10 protein-coding genes and 1 tRNA gene are annotated in these 16,279 nt (G+C 56.3%); 5 read left to right on the plus strand and 6 right to left on the minus strand.

All coding sequences use genetic code 11. From position 1 onward, the window contains the following. Positions 1-239: 239 nt before the first annotated feature. From H7687_RS01205 to H7687_RS01220, 4 genes are read right to left on the minus strand one after another with little or no spacing between them, the layout of a single operon-like run. Positions 240-491 (minus strand): hypothetical protein, encoded by a 252-nt coding sequence (locus tag H7687_RS01205; protein WP_183344250.1) that lies wholly within the window; start codon positions 489-491, stop codon positions 240-242. A 10-nt stretch (positions 492-501) separates the two neighbouring features. After that, positions 502-897, minus strand: coding sequence for a DUF2787 family protein (locus H7687_RS01210; RefSeq protein ID WP_183344252.1), 396 nt, complete (start codon positions 895-897; stop codon positions 502-504). Continuing rightward, on the minus strand, positions 894-1,241 hold the full coding sequence (locus H7687_RS01215; protein WP_183344253.1) for a YkvA family protein: 348 nt from the start codon (positions 1,239-1,241) through the stop codon (positions 894-896). The genes H7687_RS01210 and H7687_RS01215 overlap by 4 nt, the downstream gene beginning before the upstream one ends. Then, on the minus strand, positions 1,231-1,602 hold the full coding sequence (locus H7687_RS01220) for a hypothetical protein (RefSeq protein ID WP_183344255.1): 372 nt from the start codon (positions 1,600-1,602) through the stop codon (positions 1,231-1,233). The genes H7687_RS01215 and H7687_RS01220 overlap by 11 nt, the downstream gene beginning before the upstream one ends. A gap of 279 nt (positions 1,603-1,881) precedes the next feature. Here H7687_RS01220 and H7687_RS01225 point away from each other — a divergent pair, with 279 nt between their 5' ends. The 3 genes from H7687_RS01225 to H7687_RS01235 are packed head-to-tail and all read left to right on the plus strand — an operon-like array spanning position 1,882 to position 10,359. Continuing rightward, on the plus strand, positions 1,882-4,887 hold the full coding sequence (locus H7687_RS01225) for a site-specific DNA-methyltransferase (protein ID WP_183344257.1): 3,006 nt from the start codon (positions 1,882-1,884) through the stop codon (positions 4,885-4,887). Continuing rightward, positions 4,880-8,029, plus strand: a complete 3,150-nt coding sequence (locus tag H7687_RS01230; RefSeq protein WP_183344259.1) for a BPTD_3080 family restriction endonuclease — start codon at positions 4,880-4,882, stop codon at positions 8,027-8,029. The genes H7687_RS01225 and H7687_RS01230 overlap by 8 nt, the downstream gene beginning before the upstream one ends. A gap of 23 nt (positions 8,030-8,052) precedes the next feature. Further along, positions 8,053-10,359, plus strand: a complete 2,307-nt coding sequence (locus H7687_RS01235) for an AAA family ATPase (protein WP_183344261.1) — start codon at positions 8,053-8,055, stop codon at positions 10,357-10,359. A 220-nt stretch (positions 10,360-10,579) separates the two neighbouring features. Here the strand turns inward: H7687_RS01235 and H7687_RS01240 are convergent, their stop codons facing one another. Both H7687_RS01240 and H7687_RS01245 read right to left on the minus strand, forming a co-directional pair. Beyond that, entirely contained in the window at positions 10,580-11,020 is a 441-nt protein-coding gene (locus H7687_RS01240; RefSeq protein ID WP_183344263.1) for a hypothetical protein, read from the minus strand. 601 nt (positions 11,021-11,621) lie between these two features. Next, the gene (locus H7687_RS01245) at positions 11,622-13,469 is read right to left on the minus strand and encodes a DUF927 domain-containing protein (protein WP_183344265.1); all 1,848 of its coding nucleotides are present in this window, start codon (positions 13,467-13,469) and stop codon (positions 11,622-11,624) included. Between the two features lie 1,046 nt (positions 13,470-14,515). On the opposite strand from H7687_RS01245, the gene H7687_RS01250 reads away from it, so the two are divergent. Together H7687_RS01250 and H7687_RS01255 are read left to right on the plus strand one after the other, a co-directional pair. Beyond that, positions 14,516-14,592: transfer RNA gene (locus H7687_RS01250), tRNA-Arg, on the plus strand. Positions 14,593-14,747: 155 nt separating this feature from the next. Continuing rightward, positions 14,748-16,172 carry an MBOAT family O-acyltransferase gene (locus tag H7687_RS01255; RefSeq protein WP_183344267.1) on the plus strand — a complete coding sequence of 475 codons (1,425 nt, stop codon included), beginning with the start codon at positions 14,748-14,750 and terminating at the stop codon, positions 16,170-16,172. Positions 16,173-16,279 lie beyond the last annotated feature (107 nt).

Below are 16,279 nucleotides of genomic sequence, written 5' to 3' on the forward strand. Positions count from 1 at the left end.
GGGCGAAGGTTTCCCTTCGCCCATAGGACCGTTTTCCGGTCACCGGTCATGTTGTCCGTTGGTTGATTTCTGCTGTGGTAGGTCCTACAAGGTATTGTTCGTAGAATCTTGAAAACTACGGTCCGCTGACGGTCCGTAAGTGGGTTTTGGGCAGAAAAGCGGCGGGTAAGATTCCCTCGGAGGCTACGAGGCAGGAAAGTCTTGCGGGTGGTTTAGTGCCGAAGATCAGGGGGGAGTGGTCAAAGGTGCCGGACTATCTCCCACTGGTCCAGGGCAAGATTCAACAGCTCGTGCTCATCCAGGTAGTGGCCAAAGACCGCCTGCACTTCGTCTCGGGCCAGATGCAGGTCTTCAACGGTTAGGCGCAGGGAATCTTCCCGCAGCCTCCGAACGATTGCCGCCAACAGGTCACGCATGGTGACGACATAGACGACTTCGCTGGGGTCGGGGAGCTTCCCGCACAATGTGGTCACGATTTCCTCAGGTACCATATCACTCCTCCTAGAAGGGTTCTGCCGAGACGGTGTAGACCCCCATCTCGTAGTAAGCGATAAAGTTACTCTCCCAGAGGCGGAAGAGTTCCCGGACTGCCTGGATAGGGAACTCCCGCCCTAGGTGCTGGAAGAGGCCGAGCGAGAAGTCAAAGTCGATCTCTTTGACCAACTCGCAGTAGGGAAGGCTTCCGTAGTAGGCGAAGTCGGTCACGTACTGGATGCTTCCGTCAGGAGCGACTGCAACCTCCACCCGATGAAAGCCGCCCGTTTCGGGTGAGTAGTTCGGGTCGCGGAAGGAAAGAACCATCCCGGTAGCAGTGGGCATGGCAGACAGCTCTTGCTCAATGATGGCGACGAGCTTGCTGCTCAACCGCCAAGAGAGGAAGTCGATACGAACCTTCATGGTCTTTCTCCTTGTACGCTGACCTTTGGCCGCCACCTCTTCGCTTGTTGTCGCAGTCCCTCAGAGATGTGCTGGCGTAGTGAAAGAAGAACGCTGGTTACGGCGGCAAAGTCGTCGGTGAAGCCGAACGGCATGGGATCGGGAAGTAGGTCGAAGGGGAAGATGACGTACCCCAGCACCCCGACGATCAGCAGCTTTACCATCGGTGGGGTGTCAGGGTCACGGAGAAGCAGGAGCAGGATGATGACAGCTTCCCGTAGGGAATCAGTCAGTTTTCCCATCTTTCGGTGCATCGCGGAGTCAGAGTAGTGACGGCGAAAGTTGGCGAACCGGTCAGTGGACATTGGTAACTCCTAGTTTTTCGATGAGAAGGGCACGAAAGGTAAGATCGAGCCAATTCTCGTCGGGCACGATCAGTGTCAGGCCGTACTGGTTGTTCGCAAGCCAGCAGCTCAGGAAACACCCTGTTTCCTTGTCGACCATGGCCCCCTCCAGACGCGTCTCGGCCCATGGTCGTCCCATCAGTTCCAGTGCGTCGGCATCTGTTGTCTTCTCCGTGACGAGGACGACAAAGCCGCAGTCGTCGGGGGGGTAGTCGTCTCCGTAGGCGTCGAGTAGGCTACGAACGGCGCGGGTGACTGCCCGGCGGTGTTTCGGTGGAAGTTGAGCCTGTGCAACATCGGCGAGAGAGCTGAAAGTAAGCATTGTTCCTCCTCGGAAAGGGTGTAGTGTCTGCCGAAGAGGGAATATTCACTTGATTCCGAAGGTTGATTCGGGCGGATGTTCTTCCGACGTGCGCGTTTTTCCGGTGGGGCCGGTGGGGTCTGGGGGGCAGCCCCCGGTCCCCGGTGCCCCCGGTTCGTTCGGTGTAGCTTCGTGCTTCGTGGTGTGAAAACTTCAGCAAACGACTGCAAGAAGCTGGAAAACATGAAAAAAATCTGATATATTCCGCGCGCTCCACGAAAACGTTTACAGAGGTGTGCAATGGCTAGGAGGAAGGCAACAGAAGAACCGGCAGAGGCAAGGATTGCCGACTATAGATACAACGATAGCAAGCGGAGGAACATCCCCCCTGCGGGGCTTGCGGCACAAGGAAAGGTCGCCGAAAGCAACCGGATCGAGTACGCCTACAACCCCCACCTGCCGCCGGTGCTGAGGACTGACCCGACCGGATCAGCAGACTGCCTGCCGGAACTGCTGGCGACTGCAAGGACTCGGGCACTGACAGCAGAGGAAGCCCGGATACTGGCGGAGTCTCTGAGGCACCGGGAGCCGTGGCTTGAGTGGTCAGGGAAGCGAGAGAAGAAGGGTTTTGCTGTTGAGCCGGTCGCCTTGCACATTCATGAACGTATCTCCGCTCAGGCGATCACCAAGATTGCGGCACGAGAGAACGTACAGCGGGACTTGTTTGCTGACCCACAGTTGGACTACCACAAGGCAGTGCAGTTCTACCAGCATGACGTGGACTGGGCCAACAGGATGATCCTTGGCGATTCCCTCCAAGTGATGGCGTCCCTTGCCCGTCGCGAAGACGTGGCGGGGAAAGTTCAGATGATCTACATGGACCCACCCTATGGCATCAAGTTCGCCTCGAACTTCCAGCCGGAGATCGGCAAGCGGGATGTAAAAGACAAAGCCAGTGACCTCACTCGTGAGCCCGAGATGGTCAAGGCATACAGAGACACTTGGACTCTTGGTGTTCATTCATACCTAGCATACCTGAGGGACCGGCTTATTCTGTCGAGGGAGCTACTTGCTGACAGAGGAAGTATCTTTGTGCAGATCTCAGACGAAAACCTGCATCGAGTAAGGATGCTCCTGGATGAGACTTTTGGCTCAAGCAACTTTGTGGCTGTCATAACGGTGAAAAAAACCGCAGCTCAAACCGACCAGTACCTTCCAAGTTCTTGCGACTATCTCCTCTGGTACGCAAAAGATAAAGAACAGCTAAAGTTTCGCCCTCTTTTCCTGGACAAGTCGGAAGGTACTGCCTTAGCCAGTCAGTACAAGTGGGCCTTCTCTACAAGCGGTGAGTTAGTTCGCCAGTCACTTCTCGAAGGAAGGTCTGATCTTGACGTTTTCCGGCTGTGCAGACCAGACAATCTGACGTCAAGCCATGAGTATTCTGAAGGAAAGGTGCCCGTAGAATATCGTGGTGGATACTACACTCCTGGACCGCGTTACTGGACAACAAGCCCGAAAGGTTTCGACAGACTACGAAGTGCAGCAAGACTCACTGTCGTCGGTAAAACCCTTAGTTACCTTAGGTTCCTAGACGATTACCCTTGCGCACCGTTATTAAACGTTTGGACTGACACCGGAACCGGTGGCTACGGAGATGAAAGGTACTATGTCGTCCAGACAACATCTAAGATTGTAGAGCGATGCCTGCTCATGACCACCGACCCCGGTGATCTTGTGCTTGACCCGACATGTGGTAGCGGAACAACAGCATACGTTGCGGAATCCTGGGGGCGTCGGTGGATTACCATCGACACCAGCCGTGTGGCCTTGTCATTGGCCCGTCAGCGGTTGATGACGGCGTCCTTCCCCTTCTACAGAGTCAAGAACAACGGCCAGGAAGAGACTGCCAATCCTGCAACAGGTTTCGCATACAAAACAGTTCCCCACATAACACTGAAGAGCATAGCTCAGAACGCAGCACTGGACCCGATCTTTGCGCGGCATAACACCATACTCGATGAGAAGTTGACATATCTTAACGCAGCACTTTCTACTGTGACACCAGAGCTACATCGGAAGCTGGCAGAGAAACTGGCCAACAAAGAGAAGCTGGAAGGTAAAAAGAGCATCACAGATGCCGACCTCCGGCGATGGCAGCTCCCCAGGGATTCTTGGCAGGAGTGGGAGGTTCCGTTCGACACCGATCTTGAGTGGCCAAAACCATTGAAAGATGCCTTGGAAGCATATCGTGCTGCATGGCGCGCCAAGATGGAGGAAGTAAACGACTGCATCAAGAAGAACGCGGCACAGGAAGATCTTGTTGATCAACCAGAACCTGTGAAAGGCGTTGTGCGGGTATCCGGCCCGTTCACGATGGAGGCGGTCATGCCTGTGGCAGAATCCCTCGACTGCGACACCCCCATCGGGGGCGAACCGGATGAGTTAGCAACTTTCGGCGCTGGGGCCGGTGGGGTCTGTGTGTCGCCTGGGGCAAGTGACCCGGTCAACGCCGAAGCCTTCCTTGACAGGATGCTGCACCTGCTGCGAAACGATGGCGTCCGGTTCCCAAACAACAAGAGCATGAAGTTCTCCCGCCTGGACACGTACAACGGCGACTACCTCCATGCCGAAGGGGAGTGGGCTAACGGAGACGGTGTGACGCGCACGGTGGCAGTATCTTTCGGACCGCAGTTCGGACCGGTGACCGCCTTCCAGGTGGAGAACGCGCTTCCGACCGCCAGCCGTAGAGGCTTCGAGGATCTTGTCTTCGCAGGGTTCTCCTTCGACGCTGCCGCGCAAGCCATCATCCAGGACGACCCGAACCCACGGGTCCGCTCCCATCTCGCCCACATCCGCCCGGACGTGAACATGGGCGAGTTGCTGAAGGAAACGCCGAACAGCCAGCTCTTCACGGTCTTCGGTTCCCCTCGCACCGACATCACCACCACCAAAGACGGACAGTACGTGGTCGAGATGCAGGGGGTGGACATCTACAACCCCGTCGAGAACACAATCATCCCCACCAACGCCGACAAGGTCGCAGCATGGTTCCTCGACAGCGACTACGACGGTCAGACCTTCTGCATCACTCAGGCATTCTTCCCCGACCGGACCGCCTGGGACAAGCTGGCGAAGGCCATGAAGGGGGTCATCGACGAGGCGCGCTTCGCGGCACTGTCGGGCACCAAGTCGCTTCCCTTCCCGGCCGGGAAGTACAAGCGGGCAGCCGTCAAAGTCATCGACCCACGGGGGAACGAGGTGCTGCGGGTCCACCGTTTGGGAGCGGACGGGGTGAGCTATGTCTGACCCGAAACAGCAAGACATCCCGATCCAGCCGGTAAGCAGGCCGATCCTGTGCAGCCCGTACGTTGAGCCGAAAGCGCACTGGGTGTACGACACCCAGACCGGAGCAGCCACAGAAACGCCGGGAAGACGTCCCGCAAGCTACTGGTATAAGACGCAGAAGACGGGCAGCAGCCAGATGTCCTTGTCATTTCTCGCGGAAGAGGAGCGGGACGATCTTCCGCTGATAAATGTCCTGAGGGATGACGTACGGCGCTGGCGAGACGCGAAGTACGAAGGCGCGACGGCCGTCACAAAGCAGCTTCTCGCCCACTGGAGCCGGGAGGATCGTCCCCGGAGGCTCTTCTTCTGTCAACGGGAAGCGGTAGAGACGGTCATTTACCTGACCGAGATTTTGGGGTCAGGCAAGAAACCGCGCTGGACTCCGAAGCTGGCGATGGACGACTTCCACCGCCTGAGCAGAGGTGACAAGCCTTCGTTTGTGCCGCACGAGCAAGAGATTTTCCCCACACTCGTGGACAAGCCGAACGAGGCAGGACTTGCAGCGCTGACGCGCTACGGCAGCAAGATGGCGACCGGCAGCGGAAAGACGGTTGTCATGTCCATGCTGGTTGCATGGGCGTTCTGCAACCGTGGCAGAGTTCCGGGAGACGAACGGTTTCCGGCAGCGGCGCTGATCGTGTGCCCGAACCTGACCGTCAAGGAACGTCTACAGGTGCTACGGCCAGACGACGACGACAACTACTACGCCGCCTTCGACATCGTGCCGTCGCAACTCATGCCAGAGATAAAGAAGGGCAAAGTGCTGGTGACCAACTGGCACCAGTTCGCCCCCGAGTCTCCCCACGTGGAGGCCGGGAAGAGCTACGTGGTTGTCAACAAGGGAGAGGAAAGCCCAGAAGCCTTTGCCCGCAGGGTGCTTGGCGACCTGTACGACCGGGCACCGATCATGGTGCTGAACGACGAAGCCCACCACGCCTATCGCCCTGCCCCCATCCCAGAGGATGGGAAGCTGACTGCAGAGGAGAAGGCGGAGCGCGAAGAGGCCACGGTGTGGATCTCCGGCCTGGACAGGATCAACCAGGCCTGCGGCGTAAAGTTCTGTGTGGACCTGTCGGCAACTCCCTTCTATCTTCAGGGAAGCGGGTACGTTGAGGGCTCCCCCTTCCCGTGGCTGGTGAGCGACTTTGGTCTCGTTGACGCCATCGAGTCGGGCATCGTGAAAATTCCCCGCCTGCCGGTCAGCGACACCACCGGAAGGCCGGAACCCAAGTACTTCAAGATTTGGGACTACATCAAGGACAATCTCCAGCCGGGCGAGAAGCTTCCCGGTGGCAAGCCGAAACCCGAAGTCGTGTGGCGGGAGGCGGAAGACGCCCTGCAGACGCTTGCCAGCCAGTGGAAGGAGCGGTACGAGCAGATAGCGGAGGTTACCCCGGACAAGGACACCACCCCACCGGTAATGATAATCGTGTGCGACAACACCGACATCGCCGGGCTCTTCTACAGGTACATCTCGGGGGAAGAGGTTGTCGAGGTCGTGGAAGCCGACGACGAGGATGAAGAAGCATCCTCCTCGAAGAAAAAGAAAAAGAAGAAGCAGAAGACCGTCTACGGTACCGGGAAGGTCTTTCCCGAACTCTTCTCCAACAGGGAAGGTTTCCGCCCGACCTTGCGGATAGATTCCAAGCTCTTGGCCGAGGCGGAAAGCGAAGACCCCAACGCCAACAAGAAGGACGTAGCAGAACATCTGCGGGAGATTGTGGCCACGGTTGGCAAACCGGGGCAGCCCGGCGAACAGGTCCGCTGTGTCGTTTCGGTGCAGATGTTAACTGAGGGATGGGACGCCAACAACGTGACCCACATCCTGGGCCTGCGGGCCTTCGGAAGCCAACTCCTGTGCGAACAGGTGGTAGGGCGCGGACTGCGGAGGATGGACTACACCCCGGACCCGGAAACGGGGCTCCTGACGGAAGAGTACGTGGACGTGTACGGCATCCCCTTCTCGGTGATCCCCTTCAAGGGAAGGAAGATTGCTGGGCCGCCGCCCGACGACCGGCCGAAGAACCACGTCAAGGCCATACCGGCACGGAAGGACTACGAGATTCGCTTCCCGGTGGTTGAAGGTTACGCCTTTGCCCTCAACAAGAACCTCATAAAGGCAGACATCGGCAAGATGGAAGCCTTAAAGATAGAACCGTCGCAGACGCCGACAGCTGTTTTCGTGAAGCCTCAGGTCGGTTACCAGATGGGGAAGCCGACCGGCACTGGTGGCTTTGAGATGCAGGAGCAGGACCGACAGGAGTACTACGAGAGCACGCACCTCCAGACGATCAAGTTCGAGATTGCCCGGCAGGTTGTGGCAGGCCTGACCGAAGGCATCGCTGGTACCGACGCCAAGCTGAAGCTGCGCGGCAGGCACCAGCTGTTCCCGCAGGTGCTGCGACTGGTGGAAGAGTACGTTGCGCGGAAGGTGAACTTCCACGATGCGGACCCCCGAGAGCTGGGCCTGGAGACTTACGCACGCCGGACGGTGGAGCGGCTGATTGACGCCATCGAACCGAACGACGAGCAGGGCGAGCCACCTTTGATGCCTATCCTGAACCGCTACAAGAAAATCGGTTCGACAAAGGACGTTGACTTCAAGACCGTCAAGCCCTGTTTCGGTACGACCAAGAGCCACATCAACCTAGTGGCGAGTGACACGGCGACATGGGAGCAGTCGGCCGCTTTCCGGCTGGAGCAGGCAGCAAACCGGGGCATCGTCAGCTTCTACGCCAAGAACGACCACATGGAGTTCGTCATCCCCTACGAGTACCTGGGTGTAAGCCACGCCTACACCCCGGACTTTGTGGTGCGCCTGCAAAACGGGGCAACGCTGGTGCTGGAGATAAAGGGGCACGAGGACGACCAGGACCGGGCCAAACATCAGGCCGCTAAGCGGTGGGTGTCGGCCGTCAACAACTGGGGCGAGTTGGGCCGGTGGCAGTTTCACGTGTGTAAGGACCCGCAGATGCTCGTGCGGGAGCTGGAGTGGCTGGCCGGTCAGAGGCAGGAGCAGGGGCCGTCTGCACCGGAACCAAAGCAGGTGGCAACACCAGAGACAGTAACGCAGGTTTGTTTCGCTGCAGGCTCAGAAGCCTGATGTACCAAGGGCACGGGGGGAAAATGATTCGGAAATTCAATGTACTGAGAAACATCGGCCAGTTCGACTCAGTGACCGTTCCCCAGACCGCTCAACATCAGCGGTTAACGGTGATCTATGCTGAGAATGGTAGAGGAAAAACGACCCTCACCGCGATACTTCGCTCTTACGCCACTGGCAGTCCTCTTCCTATCCGTGAACGAAGACGACTAGGAGCTGCTCAATCCCCACATATCGTCCTCGATTGTACTGCGGCCCCTCAGCCAGCTATTTTCCAGAATGATACTTGGAGCAGGACAAGAGACAACATCGCTGTCTTCGATGACAACTTCGTCAACGAAAATATTTATTCAGGTCTTTCCGTCGACCCCGAGCATCGGCAGAACCTTCATGATCTCATCATTGGAGCTCAAGGTGTGACGCTCAACCAACAACTTCAAGATTTGGTTGGAGAAGTTGAGGCGCATAACCGGGCCATCAGAATGGCAGCGGAACAGATTCCTGCTGCAGAACTTAGAGGCCTTTCGGTTGATGCTTTTTGTGCTCTTCCGCCGGAACCGAACGTTGATGCTGCGATTGAGGCAGCGGAGCGTGCTCTTGCTGCTGCGCGAGAGCAGGCGCCGGTCCGAACCACTGGTCTGTTGCAAGAATTAAGAATCCAAGCAGTGGACGTTGGACCTGTGACAGAGTCTCTGCAACGGGGTTTGGACGATCTTGACATTGCTGCTGCAGCCCGAGTCCAAGCGCATTTAGCGGAGCTAGGCGAAGGAGGGGAGGCGTGGGTTGCAGACGGTGTTCACCGGATGCAGGATGATGATCAGCCCGGCCACTCATGTCCTTTCTGTGCTCAAGATCTTGGAGGGTCCCCTGTCCTTCATCACTACAGGGCGTTCTTCGGTGATGCCTATCGAGACCTGAAGGCCAGTGTGGCCGAGTCACTAGCAGCGGCTACTCGTTCCTTCAGACAGGACTTTTTGCTCGAATTAGAGAGGGCTGTGGGGGGTAACGCGGAACGGAAACAATTTTGGTCACGCTTCTGTGATGTTCCCGACATAGAGTTAGATACCGAAGACATTGGCCGTCATTGGGCAGTAGTGGCAGAGGCTGTCTTAGCGGCACTCAGGGCTAAACAGGCATCGCCCTTGGAGGCCTTGGAACTTCCACGGGAAGTTTTTGATTCCATTGCCGTACTGCAAGAAAAAGGACGACAGGTTACAGCGATCAATGCTGAGATTGTTGCAGCAAACGAGGCGATTAGAGCCGTCAAAGCTGCGGCTGCAGGAGCTGACCCTGCGGCCTTGCACAGCGAGCTGCAAAGACTTCTTGCGGCGAAGGCACGCCATACCCCTGCGATCTCCTTACTGTGTGACGCTTATCTCGCCGAGAAGGCAGCAAAATTACTGACTGAACAAAGACGGGATCAAGCAAGAACTGCCCTAACCAACTACAGGACCCAAATCTTTCCCACGTATCAGACCGCGATAAACCGTTACCTTCAGCTGTTCGGCGCGGGGTTCCGCCTTGAGAGGATTCAGGCTGTCAACAACCGGGGAGGGTCCGCGTGCAGTTACGACGTTGTCATTAACAACACGGCAGTTTCCATTGCTGGTAGAGCCGGCGCACCGGACTCTCACGGTTTCCATAACACTCTCAGTGCTGGTGATCGTAACACTCTTGCCTTGGCTTTCTTTTTTGCATCGCTGGACCAGTGCCCACGGCTCAACGACAAGGTGGTAGTGATTGACGATCCAGTTTCCAGTCTTGATGATCATCGTTGCCTTACAACGACACAAGAGATCCGGAGGTTATCACGCCGAGCTGCACAGGTCATTGTCTTGTCGCACAGCAAGCCATTCTTGTGCACCCTCTGGGAAGGGGTTCCGCAAGCTGAGCGGGCTGATCGCGCTGCGCTGGAACTTATACGGCAAGGGTCGGGGTCGGTTCTACGGGAGTGGGATGTAACTAGGGAGTGCGTGAGCGAACATGACCGCCGTCACGCCCTACTCCGAGAGTATCTCGAAGGAAACGGCGGGAATGGTCGGGTAGTCGCAGAAGCGATCAGACCTCTTCTTGAATCATTCCTGCGCGTTGCGTCCCCTCAGTACTTCATTCCTGGAATGCTGCTCGGTCCGTTTCGTGGACTCTGTGAACAACGAGTAGGGGGGGCGCAGGAGATTCTCGATCAACATCATCTCGACGAACTGCGTGATCTTATCGAGTACTCCAACCGGTTTCATCATGACACTAACGCGGCATGGCAAGCCGAGGTTGTAAATGATGCAGAATTACTAGGCTTCGTAAGGAGAACTTTGGCGTTTGCACGACGTTGATCTACCTACTCATAGTGCAAGCAAAGAAGTCAGTGCCGAGCAACATGACTTTGGAGAATGCACGTAAGAGACTAGCGCTCTCGCAGGTAGTTCTTCCTCTACGGCAGGTGCATCTTTTCCCTGTGGGGTCGGTGGGGACCGAGGACATGTTGTTCATCAGAAGAGAGGTCGGTGGCAGGAGCGTTGGCAGCTCCTGCCCCCAAACTCATCCCAGTGATATTCACGCCCCCTGCTTTGTATGATTCCAGTGTTTTCGCACAGCGGCTGCAAACCCATCTTCGAACTGTCGAAGATTGTGGCCAGGTACGCCCGTAACTATGCAGTTGCCGATCTTGATGTCGGGATCATTCCCCTGGTAACAAGAAGATTCGATGGTTAAGTTGTGGTAAAAACTTTTTAGCTCTGCATCTGAGCCGAACTCGGCCGGATGCGTGACTTTCAGTTTCCCAGTGTAACGTTGGCCGTTGTTTTCGCACTGGTTGCACCAACTAACGTGCTGCTCAATCTGCTCGTTGGTTGTTAGTCGTTCCGCAGCGTTACGTAACGAAGTCGCACTTGTCGTTTTTGCCCACTCTGCCCCTTCATACTCTCCTGCTTCCCATGGGGTGCCTGGTATCCACATTTTGCCATCCAACATGTAGAACGGTACCACCAGTTGCATCCCGGCCCCTCCTGCCATGTCGTGACCGGGAACTCTGGATGCACCTTTGTGCTTCTGCCTGGTGCTGGATTGCTGTTTCTTCCTATTACGTTTCATGGTTGAAACTCCTTTCGTAGTTGCTTGCTTTCTCTGAGGCTTCGTAGAGAGGTTGGTGCCGCCCATACCTGCTCTTCCGATGGGGTAACTGAGGACCGGGGCACTTCGTACCCGGCCCCCGGCCTCCCTGTGGTGGCGTCACTGTGTTTTTTTTGTCGGTTCACACTCAGCAGTCAGACAGCGCATACCCCGGTCCCAAAGTTTGATGTCTAGACCGAAGTCGTCCTTCCAGCACAAGAATCCAGCTTTATCGAAGGTCTTTCCCTTCCAGGTAAGGCCGATGAAATCTACAATCTGATCATTCAACAGTCGCTGCATCTCATCGTCTGTGATGGTCTTCCGCCCCATGTTGGCAAACCTCCTCCTGTAGAAGCGAAAGTCGCAGGAGTTGTCGCGGAGTCCGTGACAGTAGAAGTTGTCGGTACCAGAGTACAGGGGTTGACAGCAGATAGGGCATTTCCCGACGACCCGTGGTGGAGTGTTGCCGGTTGGGGGGGGACGTAGTCTAGTCATGATGATCTCCTTGTTGTAGCTGGCTCTGTACTGCTGCAAACGAATCATCCCATTCCGGTTGGTCATCCCCCTCGACCTCCTCGTCCAAGATGACCCGTTTCAGTCCCAGTTCCGCAGTGAGGAATGCTGCACGGATCGCGTACAGATTCTCCTTCTTTCCGCCACTGGATGCCCTGGGAACCTTGATTGTCAGTCGTCCGGCTTCATGCGTTACGAGCATGCTGAGGTTACGGAGTTCCCTGGCAACATCGACCGGAGAACATTCTCCGCTGGCTGCCTGCAACTGGCTTGGGTAAAGAATAATAAGGTCCCTTGACGGGTGACGAAAGCCAAGGCAGGTCTCTTCAGAGTGGTCTTCATCATCGGTAAGAGGGAAGGCGTCGATATTGTCCCGGAGGAAGGCCTGGAGTGCTGTCACCCCCTGAGTGATGTAGGCCTGGTTGTCTGCCTCCCGCAGCCATAGATTCCTGGCAAAGAATACAGCTTCCCGCACGTCATCCTGTGAGAAGGGAACAAGGCCAAAGTAGATGGCCAACTCCCCGGCCAGCCATGCCGCGCCCAGTCGTCGGAGCGCTCGGTGGTGTTCAGGTCGCATGTTAGGAAGGATCAGTTCCTGGACAAACTCCTCGTGACTCCGCTGGAGAGTCTCGACATCGAAGTTGGCCTGTTCCTCTGCCGCAAGATCAGCAAAAAGTGCTTCGATGAACGCCGGGCCAAGGAGACCGTAACAGTCGGCACAGGAGGCTTTCAGATTTTCGGCAAACGCTGCCTTCGAAAGTCCGTTGGTTTCCTTAAAGATGTCATCCCCGACGGGAAGTTCCAGGAACCTGACAAACTGACCCGCCATCGGCTTTCCTCCGGCGTTGACTATCATCTCGCGCAAAGTTTTTTCTCCTGAGGAGAGGATGCTGACAAACCAAGAACGCGTCATCTGAAGGTTACGCGTTGCAGTCATCGAGGCCTTGCCCCGCCCACCGCTGAAGAAGTAGAGAAGTGTGCCAAGATCACCGCTGAAACTGTCCAGCTCATCAAGAATCAATAGTTTTTCCGAGAACGCAGCGGCTAACCCCTCAGCCCCTCCCTGCGTCATGCTCCACCGCTGGATGTAGCTTTCTCGTGCCCTGTTCGGGTCGGTACCGATTCCGAACACACTCGCTGCCAGCTGCAACAAGGTAGTCTTTCCCCGTGAGGTGAAGGAGGAGAGGTGAAAGCCACCATTGTCAACACGTAGAATCCTTACCAGCACGCTGGCCAAGGCAATCAGAAGGGCCAAGATCAGCAGAGGATTGCCGATAGCCGGGCGCAACACGCGCTCCTCATACTCCTCCGGTGTTCCCTTCCAGCAGATTGCCGCCTCGGCTGGACAGTTCTGCTCAGGAATAAATCGGAATTTCTTTGCCTCCGGGCCGATAACAACACGTGGCGACAACACATAGTGACGAAGGTCGCTTGTTGCGCCCGTTTTCCTCGTCAGCACGATTCGGCTAGAGGGTTGGAAGCTGGCAAGATACTCCACTAGTGCTGCTTCCTTACCCGGAACGACAGCAAGTCCGGCGTCGGAAAGCATTTGAACCAAGGCTCCTCCCTTCTGAACGAGCAGGCGCTGAGGGACAAGCATCTCTTTCCTTTGCCCGTCAAAGTCACGGAACACGATGTTCCGGTACCATGTCCCTTCGCTGTCCACCTGAGCAAGGTCACTGACGTAACACCACCCGGCCACCAACTCAGGGATAGTGCTGTCGATGCCCTTCGAGGTGTTGAGGGTTTTGATCTTGAAGACGCCGTACTCTTTCTTGAGATCGAAGCCTTCGGGAACTACGATTTTTGGTTTTGGTACCATGGACAACCTCCTTTGGTTTGATAGTGCCGGGAATAGCAACTATAGTGCCAATATAAACCGTGTAACTTGCCAGTATCATTACACTTTTTTAGCCCCACAGATTCAGTGTCCCACCTTCGAAACTAGGGCGACCATGGAAGTCGAGCACTCCCGCCTTGATTGGAATTGGTCAATGAGAAGCGTGGTGGTCAAATGGCTGAGCAGCATGGGTGTTTTCGCTCAACACACGCTGCTCTCTTCGTCTACTTTACAAGTGGAGAGACTGGGGTACTGGGGTACTGGGGTCGCACCACTTGCGATTGATCCCCGGTCCCCGGTCATGGAGTACCAAGGATGATCTGCATCTTGAACGCGTACCCTGCGTGGTGGGGGCGATGGGGAAGTGCGGGTGCCGTGCAGTAGTGCGGTGCCGGTTCGGGTGGGTACGTTCAGAGCAAGCGGAGGCCGGAACGCGGAGTTCCGGCCCCACGCAACACTGGCCACCAGGGGTAAAGTTCCCCCTGCATCAGGGGCACGAGAGCGCGAAACTCAGACACCAAGCGTGGTTTTATTCAAGATTCACATGACCTGGCTTTCAGCCGGGAGCCTTCCGAGTCCTGGGATATCAGCAGCCGTACTAATGCTAAGGTGGGAGGTGCAACCTAGGAAAGAAACACAGGAAGAGAAGCATGGGCATGAAGCCCGTTTCGGAGACCCGAAGAGGGAACTTCGGTCCATCTACGGGTCAAGTGGGGGGGCTGGAAGGCCTCCGTAAACCGGATTTAATTGATTTTACAGAGGATTCCCACGATGCTCCCGGCTTGAGGCTCGGAAGTCGCAGATTCCCTCGGTTTTACTCAATTTTCGTCTTTTCTTGGCGACAGCTCGGTTTTGGTTGCAAAACGGATAAGTGTATGGTACAAGATGCGTTCTGACTTTCCGCGTAACACTTTACGCTTTCCGGAACGCGGGCCTACGAATCCGTAGGTCGGGAGTTCGAATCTCTCCGAGCGCGCCATCAAAAGAGGGGTCAGGCTCTTGCTGACCCCTTGCGTTTCACAAAGTTTGCGCCCGTAGCTCAGCTGGATAGAGCACAAGACTACGAATCTTGGGGCCAGGAGTTCGAATCTCTTCGGGCGCGCCATTAAGACTAAAGGGTTAGGTGATTTCACCTAACCCTTTAGTCGTTCCAAAGACAAAACCGCCAGTACCGATCCTTCCCGGCAGTGAGCCGGCCAGATGACGGGCAGGGCGAGTATCCGGCGTTGGCAGCAATCACTGGAACTTTGCAGGTAACAGATGACGTTTACCTCGCTACATTTCGCTTTTTTCCTCCCTCTTTGCTACCTGGTTTTTTCTTTCAGCGCCGATCGTTGGCGCTGGCTGGTGCTTCTTGTCGCCAGCTATCTCTTTTACGCCTCTTTCAACGCCCCTTATCTGCCGGCAGTCCTCGTCGCCGTGACCTGTATAAGTTACGCCTGCGGGCTGCGCATCGCCGCGCATCGCGAAGAAGCCGACCGGAAGCGGTGGCTCCAGCTTGGCGTGATCGGTTGTGTCGCAGTACTCGCCCTTCTGAAATATCTGCCCGCCCTCGCATCCGCAAGCACCTTCCTGCCCGGCTTGGGCGCTACCTCGTCGGTAACCCTCGTCACTATCGGAGTCTCCTATTTCTGCTTCCAGGCGATCTCGTACCTGGCAGACGTTTACCTCGAGGTTGAAGAACCTGAACATCATTTCGGCTACTTCGCCCTGTACCTGGCGTTCTTTCCCAAACTGCTGCAGGGTCCTATCGAGCGAGCCGCAGATCTGCTCCCTCAGCTGAAACGCCCGTACCAGTTTGATTACCATGCCGTGCGTTCCGGGATGCTCCTGTTCACGTGGGGGCTGTTCAAGAAAGTCGCGGTAGCGGACCGCTTCGCGCTCTATGCCGACCAGGTGTACAACCATGTCCACGACTACACCGGTCTGCCACTGCTGCTGGCCACCTATGCCTATGCCTTCCAGATCTTCTTCGATTTCTCCGCCTACACCGATATGGCGCGCGGGGTGGGCCGCATGTTCGGCATCACCTTGACCGAAAACTTCAACAGTCCCTACCTGGCGACGTCGATTGCCGATTTCTGGAGGAGGTGGCATATCTCCTTCTCGCGCTGGATCCTGGACTACATATTCAAGCCGTTACAGATGGAGTGGCGCAGTCTGGGCAAAGCCGGTGCCGCGCTGGCCTTGCTGGTTACCTTCCTGGTCTCAGGGCTCTGGCACGGCGCGACATGGGGGTTTGTGGTCTGGGGCGGTCTCCATGGACTCTATCTCGCGGCATCCGTCTACTACCAGCCTTATCAAAAGAGGTTGCACAGGTGGTTGCGGCTTGACACGAGCATCTGGTGGCGCTGCTGCCGGATACTGGCCACCTTCAACCTGGTTTGCTTTGCCTGGATCTTTTTCAGGGCGAAAACGCTCGGGGATGCCTTCCACGTGGTCCGCAACCTGGGTTGGTCGGGTGAGTTACTTATCCTGGAAAAAGGGTTTTTCGAGGCGGCTGTCCTGATGGTCGCCTTACTGGTTCTCGCCATTATCAGGGTGAGCGGTCAGCCATCGGATATGGTCGAGTCCTTTTTGAGGAAACCCTACTGGATCCGCTGGCCCGGATACGTGATGCTGTTGGTATGCCTGTTCCTCTTCAAGAGTGAAGGAGCACCGGCCTTTGTCTATTTCCAGTTTTGAAGGATAGGTCTTACCCACTATGACTGATTGGTCCAGCCGCCTCACACTGCTATGGAAGTCATGCCTTGTCACGCTTTTGGCGTGCATGAGCGTCTATTTCGGCGGGG

The sequence above is a fragment of the Geomonas paludis genome (genome assembly GCF_014193585.1).
GTDB classification, from domain to species: Bacteria; Desulfobacterota; Desulfuromonadia; order Geobacterales; family Geobacteraceae; genus Geomonas; species Geomonas paludis.